The sequence below is a fragment of the Tahibacter amnicola genome (genome assembly GCF_025398735.1).
GTDB lineage: Bacteria > Pseudomonadota > Gammaproteobacteria > Xanthomonadales > Rhodanobacteraceae > Tahibacter > Tahibacter amnicola.
The window spans coordinates 2002422-2018553 of sequence record NZ_CP104694.1 but is presented as its reverse complement, the minus strand read 5'-3'; the positions used below and the strand labels follow the sequence as shown (position 1 = coordinate 2018553).

General features: G+C 65.1%; 15 protein-coding genes. 2 read left to right on the top strand and 13 right to left on the bottom strand.

The features are described from left to right. The first annotated feature begins 39 nt into the window (after nt 1-39). Nucleotides 40-720, top strand: a complete 681-nt coding sequence (locus tag N4264_RS08550) for a response regulator transcription factor (protein WP_261696620.1) — start codon at nt 40-42, stop codon at nt 718-720. On the opposite strand, the gene recO is transcribed toward N4264_RS08550, so the two are convergent. From recO to N4264_RS08495, 11 genes are all read right to left on the bottom strand, one after another. Next, nucleotides 712-1434 (bottom strand): DNA repair protein RecO, encoded by a 723-nt coding sequence (gene recO / locus N4264_RS08545; protein WP_261696619.1) that lies wholly within the window; start codon nt 1432-1434, stop codon nt 712-714. The genes N4264_RS08550 and recO overlap by 9 nt on opposite strands. A 54-nt stretch (nt 1435-1488) precedes the next feature. Beyond that, nucleotides 1489-2391: a GTPase Era gene (gene era, locus N4264_RS08540; protein ID WP_425508338.1), complete on the bottom strand. Its 903-nt coding sequence runs from the start codon at nt 2389-2391 to the stop codon at nt 1489-1491. A 4-nt stretch (nt 2392-2395) separates the two neighbouring features. Next, the gene (rnc, locus tag N4264_RS08535) at nt 2396-3064 is read right to left on the bottom strand and encodes a ribonuclease III (protein WP_261696617.1); all 669 of its coding nucleotides are present in this window, start codon (nt 3062-3064) and stop codon (nt 2396-2398) included. A gap of 23 nt (nt 3065-3087) precedes the next feature. Next, nucleotides 3088-3468: a DUF4845 domain-containing protein gene (locus N4264_RS08530; RefSeq protein WP_261696616.1), complete on the bottom strand. Its 381-nt coding sequence runs from the start codon at nt 3466-3468 to the stop codon at nt 3088-3090. Nucleotides 3469-3482: 14 nt separating this feature from the next. Beyond that, nucleotides 3483-4286, bottom strand: a complete 804-nt coding sequence (gene lepB, locus N4264_RS08525) for a signal peptidase I (RefSeq protein WP_261696615.1) — start codon at nt 4284-4286, stop codon at nt 3483-3485. Nucleotides 4287-4333: 47 nt separating this feature from the next. Beyond that, entirely contained in the window at nt 4334-6127 is a 1794-nt protein-coding gene (gene lepA, locus N4264_RS08520) for a translation elongation factor 4 (protein WP_261696614.1), read from the bottom strand. A gap of 235 nt (nt 6128-6362) precedes the next feature. Beyond that, nucleotides 6363-7799, bottom strand: a complete 1437-nt coding sequence (locus tag N4264_RS08515) for a Do family serine endopeptidase (protein ID WP_282563034.1) — start codon at nt 7797-7799, stop codon at nt 6363-6365. Between the two features lie 236 nt (nt 7800-8035). Then, nucleotides 8036-8698, bottom strand: a complete 663-nt coding sequence (locus N4264_RS08510; RefSeq protein WP_261696612.1) for a sigma-E factor negative regulatory protein — start codon at nt 8696-8698, stop codon at nt 8036-8038. Nucleotides 8699-8703: 5 nt separating this feature from the next. Then, nucleotides 8704-9291 (bottom strand): RNA polymerase sigma factor RpoE, encoded by a 588-nt coding sequence (gene rpoE, locus N4264_RS08505; protein ID WP_261696611.1) that lies wholly within the window; start codon nt 9289-9291, stop codon nt 8704-8706. A gap of 242 nt (nt 9292-9533) precedes the next feature. Further along, nucleotides 9534-12149, bottom strand: coding sequence for a two-component system response regulator (locus tag N4264_RS08500; protein WP_261696610.1), 2616 nt, complete (start codon nt 12147-12149; stop codon nt 9534-9536). After that, a complete protein-coding gene (locus N4264_RS08495) occupies nt 12149-12637 on the bottom strand; it encodes a Ycf46 family AAA ATPase (protein WP_261696609.1) in 489 nt (162 codons plus the stop codon). The genes N4264_RS08500 and N4264_RS08495 overlap by 1 nt, the downstream gene beginning before the upstream one ends. Nucleotides 12638-12754: 117 nt before the next feature. Here N4264_RS08495 and N4264_RS08490 point away from each other — a divergent pair, with 117 nt between their 5' ends. Continuing rightward, nucleotides 12755-14803 carry a 3-hydroxyacyl-CoA dehydrogenase NAD-binding domain-containing protein gene (locus tag N4264_RS08490; protein ID WP_261696608.1) on the top strand — a complete coding sequence of 683 codons (2049 nt, stop codon included), beginning with the start codon at nt 12755-12757 and terminating at the stop codon, nt 14801-14803. Nucleotides 14804-14848: 45 nt separating this feature from the next. Here N4264_RS08490 and N4264_RS08485 read toward each other — a convergent pair whose 3' ends face one another. Next, nucleotides 14849-15775: a ketopantoate reductase family protein gene (locus N4264_RS08485; protein WP_261696607.1), complete on the bottom strand. Its 927-nt coding sequence runs from the start codon at nt 15773-15775 to the stop codon at nt 14849-14851. Continuing rightward, nucleotides 15775-16128 (bottom strand): PilZ domain-containing protein, encoded by a 354-nt coding sequence (locus N4264_RS08480; protein ID WP_261697599.1) that lies wholly within the window; start codon nt 16126-16128, stop codon nt 15775-15777. Before N4264_RS08480 ends, N4264_RS08485 begins: the two co-directional genes overlap by 1 nt. Nucleotides 16129-16132: the final 4 nt, after the last annotated feature.

Here is a 16132-nt window from a genome sequence, read left to right as displayed (position 1 = left end):
GCGCGCTATTGTCGCGGCACACGAGTGAACGGGGAATTCATGCCGCACCTGCTGATCGCGGACGACAATCCACTGACCCTGCGTTTCCTGTCCGACGCCGGCGCGGCGCTGGGCCATCTGTGCGCGTGTGCCGGGGATGGGAACCAGGCGCGCCGGATGGCCGAGTCGACACACTTCGACCTGCTGGTGCTGGACGTCAATATGCCCGGAATGGTCGGCCCGGCCGTGCTGGAGGCGATCCGCGGCAATCCATTGGCCGCCTCCTGCCATGCGCCGGCGATCGCCACCACGGCGGCCGACGACGCCGGATCGATTGCCGGTTTCTTGGCCTGCCTGCGCAAGCCGCTGACGGTCGCTGCCTTCGGTGACGCCCTGGCCGCGGCGCTGGGCAGCCCGGCAATCCGCCGGACGCTGGACGATGAGGCCGCCCTCAAGGCCGCCGGGAATAGCGAAACGCTGCGGGCGCTGCGCGCGCTCTTCGCCGACGAGCTGCGCGAGCTGCCGGCAGTCCTGTCGGCCGGCGCGGGCGCGGGCGATGGCAGTGCCGTGCGCGATCGACTGCATCGGTTGCGCGCGTCATGCGGATTCTGCGGCGCCGTGGCGCTGGATCAGGCCTGCGTGCGACTGCAGGGTCGCATTGACGCGACAGGCACGGTCTGCCGGGCTGACCTGGACGAACTCCTCGGCATCGCCGGCGAAACGCTGCGCGCGCTAGCGTGATGGCGAGTCCTGGCGCGACGGGGGCGCAAGCAGGCTCCAGGAGCGCAGGCTGGCGCCGCCCAGCTGGTGGCTGATCAGGGCGCGCATCAACAAGCGAAGCGTGGCCAGATCCCGCGGGTGTGGTTCACTGTCTTCGATCAATGCCAGCAGGGCCGAACCGCGCAAGCGCAGCGCGTCAGGCTGGTTGGCCCAGCGGACGGCGCCGTGCTCCGGGACGTAGGCGTAGTCGGCTTCCGCATCAAGCTCATCGCCCGTATCCGCTTCCTCCGCGGCAACGCCGTAACCGATCTCGGAAAGCAGGTCGCGTTCGAACCGCCGCAGCGTCCACGGACGGGAAAGCGGCTGCGCCAGTCGATACAGGGTGGATTCGTAGCAGTCGAACAGGTCCGGGAGGGGGTCCTGCCGCTGTACCAGCCGGATGACCAGCTCATTGACGTACATCCCGCACATCAGCGCCTCACCCTGCAGTACCGGGGGCTGCCCGCGGGCATCGACGCCAACGAGCGTCGCCAGTTCACCCTGCCCCGCCCAGCTGAAGCTCACCGGGGCAAACGCCTGGAGCAGGGCCCGGGGTTGACGTGGTTTGTCCTTGCGCACGCCGCGGGCGACCAGCCCGACACGGCCGAATTCACGGCTCAGGCATTCGAGCAGGACGCTGGTTTCCCGGTACGGCCGGGCATGGAGGATCCAGCCGGGCTGATCGTCAATGCGCATGCGGCACCGTCACTGGACGCCCGGGAAACAACCGGTTCGGAACGGACGCCGCGCTCAGCCTTCGTAGCCGAAGCGCTTGAGCGCCGCCTCGTCGTCCGACCAATTCTCGCGAACGCGCACCCACAGCTTCAAGAAGATACGCCGTTCGAACAGGCGCTCCATCGACAGGCGCGCCGCAGTGCCCACTTCCTTGAGGCGGGCGCCGGCCGCGCCGATCACGATGGCCTTCTGTCCGGCACGTTCCACCCACACGACGGCACCGATCTCGGTAATGCCGTCTTCACGCACGCCAAATTGCTCGATTTCGACGGTGCAGGAATACGGCAGTTCCTGGCCCAGCTGCCGCATCAGCTGTTCACGGACGAGTTCGGCCGCCAGGAAACGTTCGCTGCGGTCCGTGATCTCGTCCTCTCCGTATACCGGCGGCGCCAGCGGCAGGCGTGCGACGATTTCACGTTCCAGGACATCCAGGCCGTCACGGCGACGCGCCGACACCAGCAACACCGCGGCGTAGGCGCGCTCGCGGGTCAACGAATCGATAAAGGGCAGCAACTTTTCCCGGTCCTTCATGGCGTCGACCTTGTTGATCGCCAGCAGTGCCGGTTTTCCGGACGCCTTCATCGCCTGCCAGACCTGCTCATCCTCATCGGTCCAGCGCCCGGCCTCGACCACGTGTACCAGCACATCGACTTCCTCGATGGCGTGGCGCGCCGCCCGGTTGAGCTGGCGGTTGATCGCGCGCTTGGCGCTGGCGTGCATGCCCGGCGTGTCGACAAACAGCAGCTGCGCGCCGGGACGCGTGGCAATGCCCAGGATGCGGTGCCGCGTGGTCTGGGGCTTGGGACTCACGATGCTGACGCGAAACCCGATCAGGGCGTTCAACAACGTGGACTTGCCGACGTTCGGCCTGCCGAGCAGGGCGACCAGCCCGCACCGGTGGTCCGGCGCGACAGCCATGGATTCATCGCTCATTCGCAAAAATTTCCTTGATGTGTACCAGCGCGGCGGCTGCCGCCATCTGTTCGGCGGCACGCCGGCTCGATCCCTGTCCGGCCAGGCGCAGGGGCGGCGACTCGATCACGCACTCGATGTCGAAAGTCTTGGCGTGATCCTCGCCGGTGCTGGCAATCAGCGTGTAGGCGGGCAGCGGCTTGCCCTTGGACTGGAGCAATTCCTGCAGGCGGGTCTTCGCATCTTTTTCCGGGATCCGCAACGTCGCCACCCGTTGCGCAAACAACGTGCGGACGCACTGGCGGCAGGCGTCCCATCCGGCATCCAGATACACCGCCGCGACCAGCGCCTCGAATGCGTCAGCGAGGATCGAATCACGCCGGAACCCACCACTCTTGAGCTCGCCAGTGCCCAGTCGCAGCTGGTCACCCAGGTCCAGGTCGCGCGCGACCTCCGCCAGCGCCGCGCCACTCACCAGTTGCGCGCGCAGGCGCGTGAGCTCGCCCTCGTCCGCGCGCGGATGGGCTTCGAACAGCATCTCCGCCACCAGCATGCCCACGAGTGAGTCGCCAAGGAATTCCAGGCGTTCATTGTTGGGGCGGCCGGCACTGCGATGGGTCAGGGCCTGCGTATACAGGCCCGGATCCCGGAAGACGTGCGGAAATCGGGGAGCTGCCAAGTATCAGTACGGCATGCTGCCCGTCAGAGCGACGGACCCGTCAGGTCGACGGTCTTGTCGAAACTGACCAGCAGGTCGACGTTGTAGATGAAATCGACGCGACGGTCGTAGTAGATGCGCAGGCTGGCCGAACCACCCTGCTTCTTGAGCTGGATCTGCTGCGGCGGAATCGTCTTGCTGTCGACATACTGCGAGTCCATCTTGATCGACAGCGACTGGCGGATTTCCTCGATCGACTTCTGACCGATGTTCGCCTCGTTACGCACCAGGTTCATGGACTTCACCACGCCCATGTATTCCGAATAGACAGGGACCAGTTTCATCGCGATGAAAGCGAAAAACCCGACAATCGCGAGGATGATGGCAAAACCGATCAACGTGATACCGCGTTGTTTGCGCGTCATTACGATGCACTCCCCTACTTGATCAATTTTCCGAGCCGTCCGAACTCGACCCAGCCGTTGTCCAGGCCGCGCCAGCTCATCCAGATGACGAACGCCTTGCCGACGAGGTTCTGCTCGGGCACGAAGCCCCAGAACCGGCTGTCCTGGCTATTATCGCGATTATCACCCATCACGAAATAATGACCAGCTGGCACATTCCACGTGCCCTCGCGGATACGGGGACGGGTCGGAATCTCGATGATGGCGTGATCGACGCCGTCCAGGTGCTCGACCAGCGATTCTGCACCGTCATGGATCAGGCCACGGGCTTCGCTGTCATTGCCGTCGTAAAGGCCGACGCGGTCCTGCACGACCTCCTTGCCGTTCACGTACAGCGTGCGGTCATGGTAGGAAATCTCATCCCCCGGCAGGCCGATCACCCGCTTGATGTAATCCTGGCGCGGGTCCTCCGGGTAGCGGAACACCACCACGTCACCACGGCTGGGCTCGCCGATTTCGATGATTTTCTTGTCCACTACCGGCAGGCGGATGCCGTAGGCAAACTTGTTGACCAGGATGAAATCGCCCACCAGCAGGGTCGGCATCATCGACCCGGACGGGATCCGGAAAGGCTCGGCCAGGAACGAGCGAAACAGCAGCACGATCAGGAGAACCGGAAAGAACGAGCGCGAGTATTCCACCAGGACCGGCTCGCGTGGCGGCTGGTCGGGGCTCTGGAATTTCGAGCGTCCCTTGGCGAAAAACAGGCTGTCGATGCCCCATACGACACCAGTCACCGATGTCAGCACGACCAGTATCAAGGCGAAATCGAAATGCATCCCGGCTCCTCAGTAATAGGTGGTGTTGCGCGCGACACGCGTGGGCACTACTTGCTGTCGACCTGCAGGACAGCCAGGAAGGCTTCCTGCGGGATATCCACGCGGCCCACCTGCTTCATGCGCTTCTTGCCTTCCTTCTGTTTCTCAAGAAGTTTACGTTTGCGCGAGACGTCGCCGCCATAACACTTGGCCAGGACGTTCTTGCGAAGCGCCTTGACGGTGGATCTGGCGATGATCTGCGAACCGATGGCCGCCTGGATCGCCACGTCGAACTGCTGGCGGGGGATCAGGTCTTTCATCTTCTCCACCAGATCGCGGCCGCGGCGATCGGCCAGGGAGCGATGGACGATCAGGCTCAAGGCGTCGACACGGTCGCCGTTGATCAGCACATCCAGCCGCGCGAAGGGACCCGTGCGGAATTCCAGGAAGTGGTAGTCCATCGACGCGTAGCCACGCGACACCGACTTGAGCTTGTCGAAGAAGTCCAGCACCACCTCGGCCAAGGGCAGTTCATAGCTGATCTTGACCTGCGTTGCTACGTAATGGATCGCACGTTGCACACCGCGCTTTTCTTCGCACAGGCTGATGACGTTACCGACGTAGTCCGGCGGCGTGAGGATGTCCGCCACGATGATCGGCTCGCGGATCTCCTCGACGTACTGCACCGGGGGCAGCTTGGCCGGGTTATCCAGCGCCAGGATGGTGCCGTCGGTCTGCAGCACCTCGTAGACCACGGTCGGGGCAGTGGTGATGAGATCCAGGTCGTACTCGCGCTCGAGCCGTTCCTGGATGATGTCCATGTGCAGCAGCCCGAGGAAGCCGCAGCGGAAGCCGAAGCCCATGGCTTCGGAGCTTTCCGGCTCGAAATTGAGCGCGGCGTCGTTGAGCTTGAGCTTGTCCAGGGCTTCGCGCAGGGCCGGATAATCGTCCGCGACCACCGGGAACAGGCCGGCAAACACGCGCGACTGCATCTTCTGGAAACCAGGCAGCGGATGCGGCGCCGGATCGGAATTGAGCGTCAGGGTATCGCCGACCGGTGCGCCGTGGACATCCTTGATGGAGGCCGTCACCCAGCCCACTTCACCGGCACCCAGGCGATCCTTGACCTTGCGCTTGGGCGTGAACACGCCGACCTGGTCGACTTCGTGCCAGCGGCCCGTGGACATGACCAGGATCTTGTCGCGCGGCTTGATTTCGCCCTGCATCACGCGCACCAGCGACACGACGCCGAGGTAGTTGTCGAACCAGGAATCGATGATCAGGGCCTGGAGCTTGTCCGTGTCGCGCGGCCGCGGCGGCGGAATCCGCGCCACGATGGCTTCGAGCACGGCCTCGATGTTCTGCCCGGTCTTGGCGCTGATCGGAATCGCGTCGGTCGCATCAATGCCGATGACCGCCTCGATTTCCTCTTTGGCACGATCGATATCCGCCGTGGGAAGGTCGATCTTGTTCAGGATGGGCACTACCTCCAGCCCTTGCTCCACCGCGGTGTAGCAATTGGCGACGGACTGCGCCTCCACACCCTGGGCAGCGTCCACGACCAGCAGCGCGCCTTCGCAGGCCGCCAGCGAGCGGCTGACCTCGTAGCTGAAGTCAACGTGGCCGGGCGTGTCGATGAAGTTGAGCTGGTAGACCGTGCCGTCCTTCGCGCGGTACGGCAGCGACACGCTCTGCGCCTTGATGGTGATGCCCCGCTCGCGCTCGATGGGGTTGGAATCGAGCACCTGGGCTTCCATTTCGCGGGCTTCCAGACCGCCGCAAAGCTGAATGATGCGATCGGCAAGAGTGGACTTGCCATGATCGACGTGGGCAATGATCGAGAAGTTTCGGATATGGTCCATCGCGCAGCCAAAAGCCTGGGCCGGTCGCACCGGGGGTACGAATCGGCAAAGCGGCGATTATCGCACGAAGGCAGCTGCTTCCGCTGGAATCGGATTCCCGCTCCGATAACCGGTCAATCTTCGGCACCCCGCGCCGCCGGAAGATCGACCCGTCCCACTTAAATCACGTCAATTCAATAAGTTGATTTGCCCCCGGCGGCGCACTGCGCGCCGCCGGGAGCCTGACCGGCGGACGTCAGCTGGTCTTCTTCGGAACCGTTACGGCAATGAACTGGCTGGCGTCTTCGCGACGTACCAGGAGCATGACGCTGTCGCCGGGCTGGACCGACTTCACGGCAGCGCTGAACTCCGCACTGGATTTCACCTTGACCTTGCCCACCATCAGGATGATGTCGCCCGGCTGGAGCTGAGCGCGACGCGCCGCCACGCCGGTGATGCGGGTCACCACGACGCCCTCGTCCTTCAGGCCCAGCTGCTGGCGCTGCTCGGCGGTGAGATCCTCGACCACCATTCCCAGCGGATTGGTGGCGGCGCCATCCGCCGCGGCGGCCGCACTGCGGCTGCTGGCATCCCGCGGCAGCTCGGCCACGGTCACGGGGATCGTGACCGTCTTTCCGTCACGGAACACGCCGACGTCCACCTTGGTGCCCGGAATGGTCGCGCCGACCATGGGCGGCAGGTCCGACGAACGCACCACATCGACGCCACCAAAACTCAGAATGACATCGCCGACCTTGATGCCGGCCTTGTCCGACGCACTGCCGGCGTTGACGGAATTGACCAGCGCACCACCGGTCCGCGGCAGGCCCAGGGACTGCGCCAGCTCGCGGTTCACGTCCTGGATCTGCACGCCGATCATGCCGCGGGACACGAAGCCCTTTTCCTTGATCTGCTTGACGGCACTCATCGCAGTATCAATGGGAATCGCGAACGACACGCCCATGAAACCGCCGGTGTTGGAGAAAATCTGGGAATTGATGCCGACGACCTGGCCGTCGAGATTGAACAGCGGGCCACCCGAGTTACCGCGGTTGATGGCGACGTCGGTCTGGATAAAGGGAACATATTGCTGGTCGCGGCCACCAAAACTGCGACTGACGGCACTGACGATACCGGCGGTCACCGAGTGATCAAACCCGAAGGGGGAACCGATCGCCACCACCCACTGGCCGGGCTTGAGTTTCTTGGAATCGCCGATGGTGACGGCAGGAAGATCTGCCGCCGTGACCTTGAGCAGAGCGATGTCGTACTGCGCGTCGGAGCCCACGATGGTCGCGTCGAGTTCGCGACGGTCGGAGAGGCGCACTGTCACCGAATCGGCCCCATCCACCACGTGATTGTTGGTCAGAATGTAACCATCGTTCGAAATGAGGAAGCCGGAACCAAACGAGACGCGCCCACGCTGCGGCCCCCGCGGCACGCCCGGCGCGCCGCCCGGACCACCCGGACCGAAGAAGCGGCGGAAGATTTCAGGCACCTCTTCTTCACCAGGGCCACCGTCCGCGTCGGACGGGTCCGGGTCATCGTCATTGCCCTGGCGGGCCTGGATGTTGACCACCGCGGGACCATTGCGGTCGACCAGCGGCGTGAAATCGGGAAGTTCGACAGCCTGGCTGGACGGACCTGCGACAAGGGCCAGCATGGCGACCGACAGGGCGATGGATTTGAGCATGCCTTGCATACCTTTTAGCCTTTGTTGAGAAGGGGGCTTCGAGGACGGCACCCTGAAAGGATGTCCGTCTGATTGCCCGATTTGAAGCAAGCGTTTCGCGAAAGTTCCGTGCGCCTGACGCCCACGGAGAACTGTTCAGCGATGAGATAAGGGCTCAGCTGTTTCGATGCAATACAAAGCAACACCCCGGCGCTAGGCCGGGGTGCAGTCAGGCAGGCGCTACCGCGTCGGAGGTGCTACTGCTGAGGGGGCATGCGGCTGGCATCAACGTCCACCGGACGCGCCTCCCGGCCCGGGACGATCATCAGCACGTACTGGACACCATTGGCGTTTGTCGTGGTGAAAATGGCCGGTTCGGCGGCGCGCAGGCTCTTGCTGGCCGGCGCAGCGAGATAACCGGGTGCGAAGTAGGTGCGCCCGGAAATCGTGGCCGAGACCGGCTGGGACAACGCGGGCGACACGGCAGGCAGCAACGCACTTTCGTTGTAGGGCACGGCGGGCTGGATCGGGGCCGCAACCGGGGGCGCCGTCGTGGCTGCCACCATTCCCGGCGCAGACGGAACCGGAGGCGGCTGCGCCGGATTCGAGGCGATCACTGCAATCGCCGCAACCGCCGCGGCAATCGCACCACCCCCGGCGTAACGCAGCCAATGACGGCCGTTGTCAGTGGCCGGCGCCGCCGACTCGGCCTCCAGCCGTGCCATCACGCTATCGGCAAAACCGGCCCTTGCGGACACTATGGGCTGCTGGCGCAGGCAATCGCGCGCCACGTGGTAACGCGTCCAGGCAGCGGCAAGCGCCTGGTCGCGGTCGACGGAGCGCAAGACGAAGCGAGCCGAGTCGCGATCGGCTTCCCCATCCATCAGTGCGGAAAGTTCCTGTTTGATATCGGCGCTCATGACAATCAGACCTCGCTGTCCGCAAGCAGCGGACGCAACTGGGTATCAATCGCTTCGCGGGCACGGAAGATCCGTGAGCGAACCGTGCCGATCGGACATTGCATCTGCTCGGCAATCTCTTCGTATGACAGCCCATCGACTTCGCGAAGCGTGATGGCTGTCTTCAACTCTTCCGGCAACTGTTCGACCGTCGCGAAAACGGTTCGTTCAATTTCCTGGCGCAGCAGCTCGCGTTCGGGCGTGGCACTGTCCTTCAGGCGGATCCCGGCATCCAGCTGGACGGCGTCATCCACGGCGACGTCATCCGTGGGCGGTCGGCGCCCCTGCGATACCAGGTGGTTCTTGGCCGTATTGATCGCGATCCGGTAGACCCAGGTGTAGAACGCGCTGTCGCCGCGGAAGGCGCCGATCGCGCGATAGGCACGGATGAAAGCCTCCTGCGCGACATCCTGGCATTCGGCCCAGTCGTTGATGTATCGGGAGATGACGCTCACGACCTTGTGCTGGTACCGGCGCACGAGCAGGTCAAAGGCGCGCTTGTCGCCCTTCTGCACGCGTTCGACCAGTACGTTGTCCGAAATTTCCTCGCCCATCCGGGCTTCTCTCCCTGCCGACGACACGGGCGCCGGTTGTGCGGCCGGACCCGTCGCCGGGACGTCGGTGCGCCGCCGTTCGGCGGTGCGACGGTTCCCCCAGTTCATCAGGCCGCCCCCTATTGAAATGATCCCTTCCACGATGCTGACCCCGCTGCGCGTCTGTCGCTCCCGACCTTGTGCCAGGCCCGTCTAGGGACCGGCATCCCGCGCCGAAGTTCCCGCCCGACCGGCGGGCGCCTTCAAGGCATCGAAAACTCCGCCCCGGCTCCGCCGAACAGGCGCTCGCGTTCGGCCAGCATGTTCTCAAAGCTCACCGGTGCCAGCGGCCGGCAGAACAGGTACCCCTGCAGTTCCTCGCAGCCGTGATCACGCAGGAAGGTGTAGTGCTCCTCGATCTCCACGCCTTCGGCGACCACGCCCAGTTTCAGACTGTGCGCCATGCTGATCGTTGCCTGGACAATCGCCTCGTCATCGGGATCCACGCCGATATTGCGCACGAAAACCTGGTCGATCTTGATCTTGTCGGCCGGAAAACGGCGGATGTAGTCCAGCGACGATTGTCCGGTGCCGAAGTCGTCAATCGAAATGCGGCACCCCAGGTCACGCAGCGACTGCAGCGTTTCGAGCAGGTTGGGGATCGATTTGACGCTGATGCTTTCGGTGACTTCCAGGTCGAGCAGGGTCGGATCGATACCGCTGTCGTCGACCGCGCTGCGCACGATGTCTGCCAGGTTCGGCTGGCGCAGCTGCAGCGCCGAAAGGTTCACGCTGACGCGCAGCGGAAGACCGAAGCGTGTCTGCCAGCGCTTCGTGTCGACGCAGGCCGTCCGCAGCACCCATTCGCCGATCGAGACGATCAGACCCGTCTCTTCCGCCAGCGGGATAAAGAAGCCGGGACTGATCATGCCCAGTTCCGGATGCTCCCAGCGGATCAGCGCCTCCATGCCGACGATGTCTTCGGTGCGCGAGTCCACCTGCGGCTGGTAGTACACGCGCAGCTCGTTGTTGCGCTCGGCCACGCGCAGCTTCGTCTCCAGTGCGATGCGCTGCTGGTGCGATTCCTCCGGCACGGCGACATAGGTCTGGTAGTTATTGCGCCCCATGCCCTTGGCGCTGTACATGGCCACGTCCGCGTGCTTGAGCAGCCGTTCCGCAGTGGTGGCATCGTCCGGGTAGAAGCTGATGCCCAGGGAGGCCGTGATATGCAGCTCGGAACCATCTTCGAGCGTCAGCGGCACTTCCATCACGCGCACGATTTTCTCGGCGATGCGAAGGACATCCTCGCGCTGGACAATGTGGCGAAGGATCAGGGTGAACTCGTCGCCGGCGTAGCGCGCGACCGTGTCGGACGCACGCACACTGGCGCGCAGGCGCCGCGACACGGCATCGAGCACCTGGTCACCGACGCCGTGACCCAGCGAATCGTTGATGTTCTTGAACCGGTCGAGATCGACAAACAGCACGGCGAACATTTCGCCGGTGCGATGCGCCTCGTTGATCGTGGTTTCCAGGCGATCGTTGAACAGCAGACGGTTGGGCAGGCCGGTCAGCGCGTCCTGCAGCGCCTTCGCCTTGCCCTGGTCACGCGAACGGCGCAGCTCCAGTTCCAGCGCAAGCCGCCCGGCCGCAATCCGCAGCGTGTCGACGATGGTGGAAGACTCGGGCAACGCGGCGCGCCGGCCAAGCAGCAGCGCACCGAGGACCGTGCGGCGCTCATCGCGCAGCGGCAGTCCGACGAAGGCCTCGAACCGCGTATAGCCGAGGAAGGAATCCTGTTCGACGCGCTTCCACGCCTCGTTGAGGTGGATGACGCGCGTGCCGTCCAGCACGTGGCGCAACGTCGGTTGCTTGAGCGGATCCGGCGCATCGCCGGGCATGCTCACGCGCTGGTACAGGGTGATCGGCTGGATGTCCGTGGGGTGGTCCGGCCGGGCGGAAATCAGGGTGACGTAGTCCAGCTCGAGCCAGTCGACCAGCAGGCGCACGATCTGCTTGACGCCCTCGTCACCGGCGCCGACTTCGATGGCCTCCGCCAGCAGCCCCAGCGACTGCTGCAGCCGCCCGAGCTCACCCAGGTCGCGCACAATGGTAAAATGCACCAATTTCCCGGAACGCACAGCCAGTCGCGAGACGACTTCCACGGGATAGCTGCCGCCATCCGCACGCGGTTTCTGGCACCGGTACCGCACGCCACCTTCGCGCATCAGCCGCGTCGCCAGTTCCGCGCGCTGCTCCCGCGTGTGGCTCCTGCTGATGGTGTCGAGCGGCTGGCCCACGACCTGCGCCGCCTGGAAACCGGAACGTTGCTCGAAAGTCGGATTCACTTCGATGATGCGACCGGATTTCGGGTCGGAAATCACCAGTTCGTCGAGACTGCCCTCGAACACGAAGTGATAGCGGTCTGCTCCGTTGCCGCGTGCGGGAGCGTCGCCATTGCCGTTGCCGTTGGCACCGCGGCCACCGGACAGTACCTGGCGGATCCGGGCCAGCGCCTCGCCGCCGTCGACGGGAGAGCGCAGCCAATCGACGACGCCGGGCGGCATACGCGCCCAGTCCCACTGGCGCTGTTCGGTTTCAGCGGCCATCAGGCCGATCACCGGCACGCGCGCCAGGCGCGGATCGCCCTTCATCTGGGTGCAGAAAGCGACGGCTTCGCGCGCCGGGCCGACGAATTCAATCAGGACGATATCAATGTCCGGGTCCTGATTGAGGAAAGCCAGGGCCTGCTGGTGGTCCTTGGCCGTGTAGATCGCGTCGAAATTCTGGCCGTCCAGGGTGTCGAACAGTACCCGGCGATCATCACGATTGGTCGCGACGATGAGAACCGATCCCTGTCCCTTTTCTTCGCGCGCCATCAGATCACCCAGCGTCCGTCACGCAGCCGCGGCCGCTTGGGTGTCACGTTCTCGTGCGTGATGTGCTCGGTCACCTCTTCGAGACTGTCCGGCATCACCATCGGCGCACCGATGAAGACCACCTTGCGGGCATTGCCCCCCTTGGCCCGCCCGATCTGCCGCAGCAGCCCGGTATTGGGCGGCCGCAGGTGACTGTGCGCATCGGGGAACAGATAAATGCCAAAATGCATGCTTTGCAGAATGTACCGGAGCGCATCGGACATCCGCTTCGATCCGGGCACCCGCACCTCGCTTTCGCGCAACGAGCTGATGCCCATGTCATCGAGCCATTGATAGATCGACTGTCCGCTGCGCAGCGCAAACTGGCGGAACTGGGCAACCACCTCGGCCACGTCCTTGGTTTCAAGGACGACAAGGTTCTGCTTCGACGCCAGGACGCGGTCGAACAGACGGAAGCTCAATGTAAGGTCGCTACTTTCCACGCTCACGAGCTGAAACCAGTCCCCGGCTGTTTACCCTGACCATAATCCCTGCGCCACCGGATTGACCAGAGGCGCGGCGTGCACGGATTATAGCCCGCCCACTTAGCCAGCACGCCCCGCGCCATGTTTGAAGGACTACGCTTTTCCCATTGGAAGACCGAACGCGGCAACGATGGCATTGTTGTCCTGAGCTTCGACCGCGCCAACGCGACCGTCAATACGTTCTCGCGCGCCGTGCTCGATGAGCTGGCCGAGATCATCGAACGCCTGACCATCGAGCCGCCCAAGGGCGTGATCATCCGTTCCGCCAAGCCGGCCGGCTTCATCGCCGGGGCCGACATCAAGGAGTTCGAGCAATACGAGAAGACCGGCGCCGTGCTCGAATCCATCGAGAACGGGCAGCGCGTCTTCGAGCGCCTCGCCCGCCTGCCCTGCCGCACCGTGGCTGCCATCCATGGCCATTGCATGGGGGGCGGCACCGAGCTCGCCCTGGCCTGCCGCTACCGCGTCGCCAGCCGGGATCCGTCCACCAAGATCGCCCTGCCCGAGGTCAAGCTCGGCATCTTCCCGGGCTGGGGCGGCAGCGCCCGCCTGCCGTACCTGGTCGGTGCGCCGAAGGCGCTGGAGCTGATGCTGACCGGCCGCAACGCCTCGGCCGAGAACGCCCGCGCCATGGGCCTGGTGGACGCGCTCAGCTCGCCGGAGCTGCTGGTCGAGAAGGCGCGCGAACTCATCCTGCACCCCACGGCACGTCCGCTGATCCAGCGCCTGACGGCCTGGGCGACCAACCTGTGGCCGGTGCGGCAGGTGCTCGCCTCGGTCGTGCGCAAGCAGACAGCCGCCAAGGCCAGCCCGTCGCACTACCCGGCCCCGTTCGCCCTGATCGATACCTGGCGCCGCGGCGGCGACATCAGCCGGCGCCTGCGCAACGAGGCCCGCGCGGTCGCAAAGCTGGCGCAGACACCGACCTGCCGCAACCTGGTGCGCGTGTTCTTCCTCCAGGAACAGCTCAAGGGGCTGGGAAGCGGGGTGGAACACGGCGTTGACCACGTCCACGTGGTGGGCGCCGGCGTGATGGGGGGCGACATCGCCGCCTGGTGTGCCTTCCGCGGTTTCCAGGTGACCCTGCAGGACCGTGAGATGAAGTACGTCCAGCCCGCCCTGGACCGCGCCCGCGACCTGTTCACCAAGCGCCTGAAGACGCCGGAGCGCGTCACACCCGCCCTGGACCGCCTGCGCGCCGACGTGGAAGGCGCCGGTGTCGCCAAGGCGGACCTCGTGATCGAGGCGATCTACGAAAACCCCGAAGCCAAGCAGGAGCTCTACCGCAAGGTCGAGGCCCAGTTCCACGAGGGCGAGCTGCTGGCGACGAACACCTCCAGCATTCCTCTGGATGAGCTGCGCACGGCCGTTGCCCGGCAGGAGCTGTTCCTGGGGCTGCACTTCTTCAACCCGGTCGCATTGATGCCGCTGGTGGAGGTGGTGACCCATGACGGCCTGTCCGCCGAGGCCACGCAGCGGGCGCTGGCGTTCTGCAAGGCCATCGACAAACTGCCTGTGCCGGTGAAGAGCTCGCCAGGCTTCCTGGTCAACCGCATCCTCATGCCCTACCTGCTCGAGGCCATCACGCTTTACAGCGAAGGTGTACCGGGCCCCGTGCTCGACAAGGCCGCCAAGAAGTTCGGCATGCCGATGGGGCCGATCGAGCTGGCCGATACGGTCGGCCTGGACGTCTGCGCCTCGGTCGGCAAGATCCTCGCGCCGTTCCTGGGACTGGACCTTCCGACCGGCATGAACGCGCTGCTCGAATCGGGCAAGCGCGGCAAGAAGGACGGCCAGGGCTTCTACATCTGGCAGGACGGAAAGCCGGTCAAGCCGGAAGTGGATCCGAACTACCAGGCGCCGGCCGATATCACCGACCGGATGATCCTGCCCATGCTCAACGAGTCCGTGGCCTGCCTGCACGAGGGCGTCGTCGCCAATGCAGAGCTGCTGGACGCCGGCGTGATCTTCGGTACCGGTTTCGCGCCGTTCCGCGGCGGCCCGATCCAGCACGTCCGTAGCGAAGGCGCGGACGCGGTCCGGGCCAGGCTCGAAAGCCTGGCCGGCAAATACGGCAAGCGTTTCACGCCCAAGCCCGGCTGGGACAACCCGGCCCTGGCCGCGCAATAAGTACCTGCGCCCGGTGGTCCTGACGGATCGCCGGGCCGCTTGTCCTCAGGCCGCGGCAGCTGCCAGGCTGCCGGCTTCGCCGATGCGTAGCCGGGTGCACGCCGCCGCCAGCAGCGGCAACTCCAGGCCAACCCGATGCGCTCGGGCAAGGAGATCCCCGAGGATGTGCTCGCACTCGGTGCGTCCGCCACGGTCGAGGTCGCGCAGCATCGACGCCTTCAGCGGCGAGCCCGCGGTGGTCAGAATGGCCTCGCCTTCGGCCACGGCGGCTTCCGCCACCGGATGACCGAGGCGGGCGGCCACTTCGCGGCATTCGCGATAACAGCGTCGCATCAGCGCTTCACCGTCCGGCGTGGCAACGATCTGACCCACGCTGGCACGCATCAGGCAGGTCATCCCAGCGAGCGTGGCGAGAAAGACGAATTTCTCCCACATCACATCCAGGATGTTTCCACTGTGCCGCACATCCGCCGGCACGGGGAGCAACGCCGGCGCCAGCGCATCGATACGGGCGTCCGGCTGGCGGCTGCCAAAGGTCAGGCGCTCGAGCTGGCCCAGGTGGGTGACGCTGCCATCGTCCTGCAGGGCCACCGAGATATGGCAGACTCCGCCCCACACGCGCTCGCGGCCGAAGGCCAGGTCCAGTACGTCCAGATGGCGCAGACCATTGAGCAGCGGAAGGATGCGCGTGGCCGGGCCGATCGCGGGCGCCACGGCCGCAATGGCGGCATCCAGGTCATACGCCTTGCAGGACAGGATGACCAGGTCAAACACACCACCTGGCGGCACATCGGTCACGATGTCGACGGGCGCCGCAAACGGGCCCTTGGCGCTGTTGACGCGAAGACCATCCCGCCGCAGCAAGGCGGCGCGCGCCGGTCGCACCAGGAAACTGACCGAATGTCCCGCCTGGATCAGGCGGGCACCAAAATAGGCACCCGTGCCACCGGCGCCGAGAACGAGGATACGCATCACATCGTATGGGTCGGACGATCGGATCCGAGAATGCCCGCGAGGATGGATTCGATCTTGGTGCGCGCTGTCTCGCCGTCGGCCGATTCGTTGAACTGCACGCCGATGCCCGCCGTGCGGTTGCCCTGCGCACCCGCGGGGGTGATCCACACGACCTTGCCGGCGACAGGAAGACGGTCCTTCTCGTCCATCAGCGTCAGCAGGATGAAGACCTCGTCGCCCAGGTTGTAGCGTTTCGTGGTCGGCACGAATAACCCGCCGCCTTTCACGAAGGGCATGTAGGCGTTGTAGAGCGCACCGCGGTCCTTGATCGCCAGCGACAGGATGCCCTGCCGGGGCATTCCCCCACCCATTGCC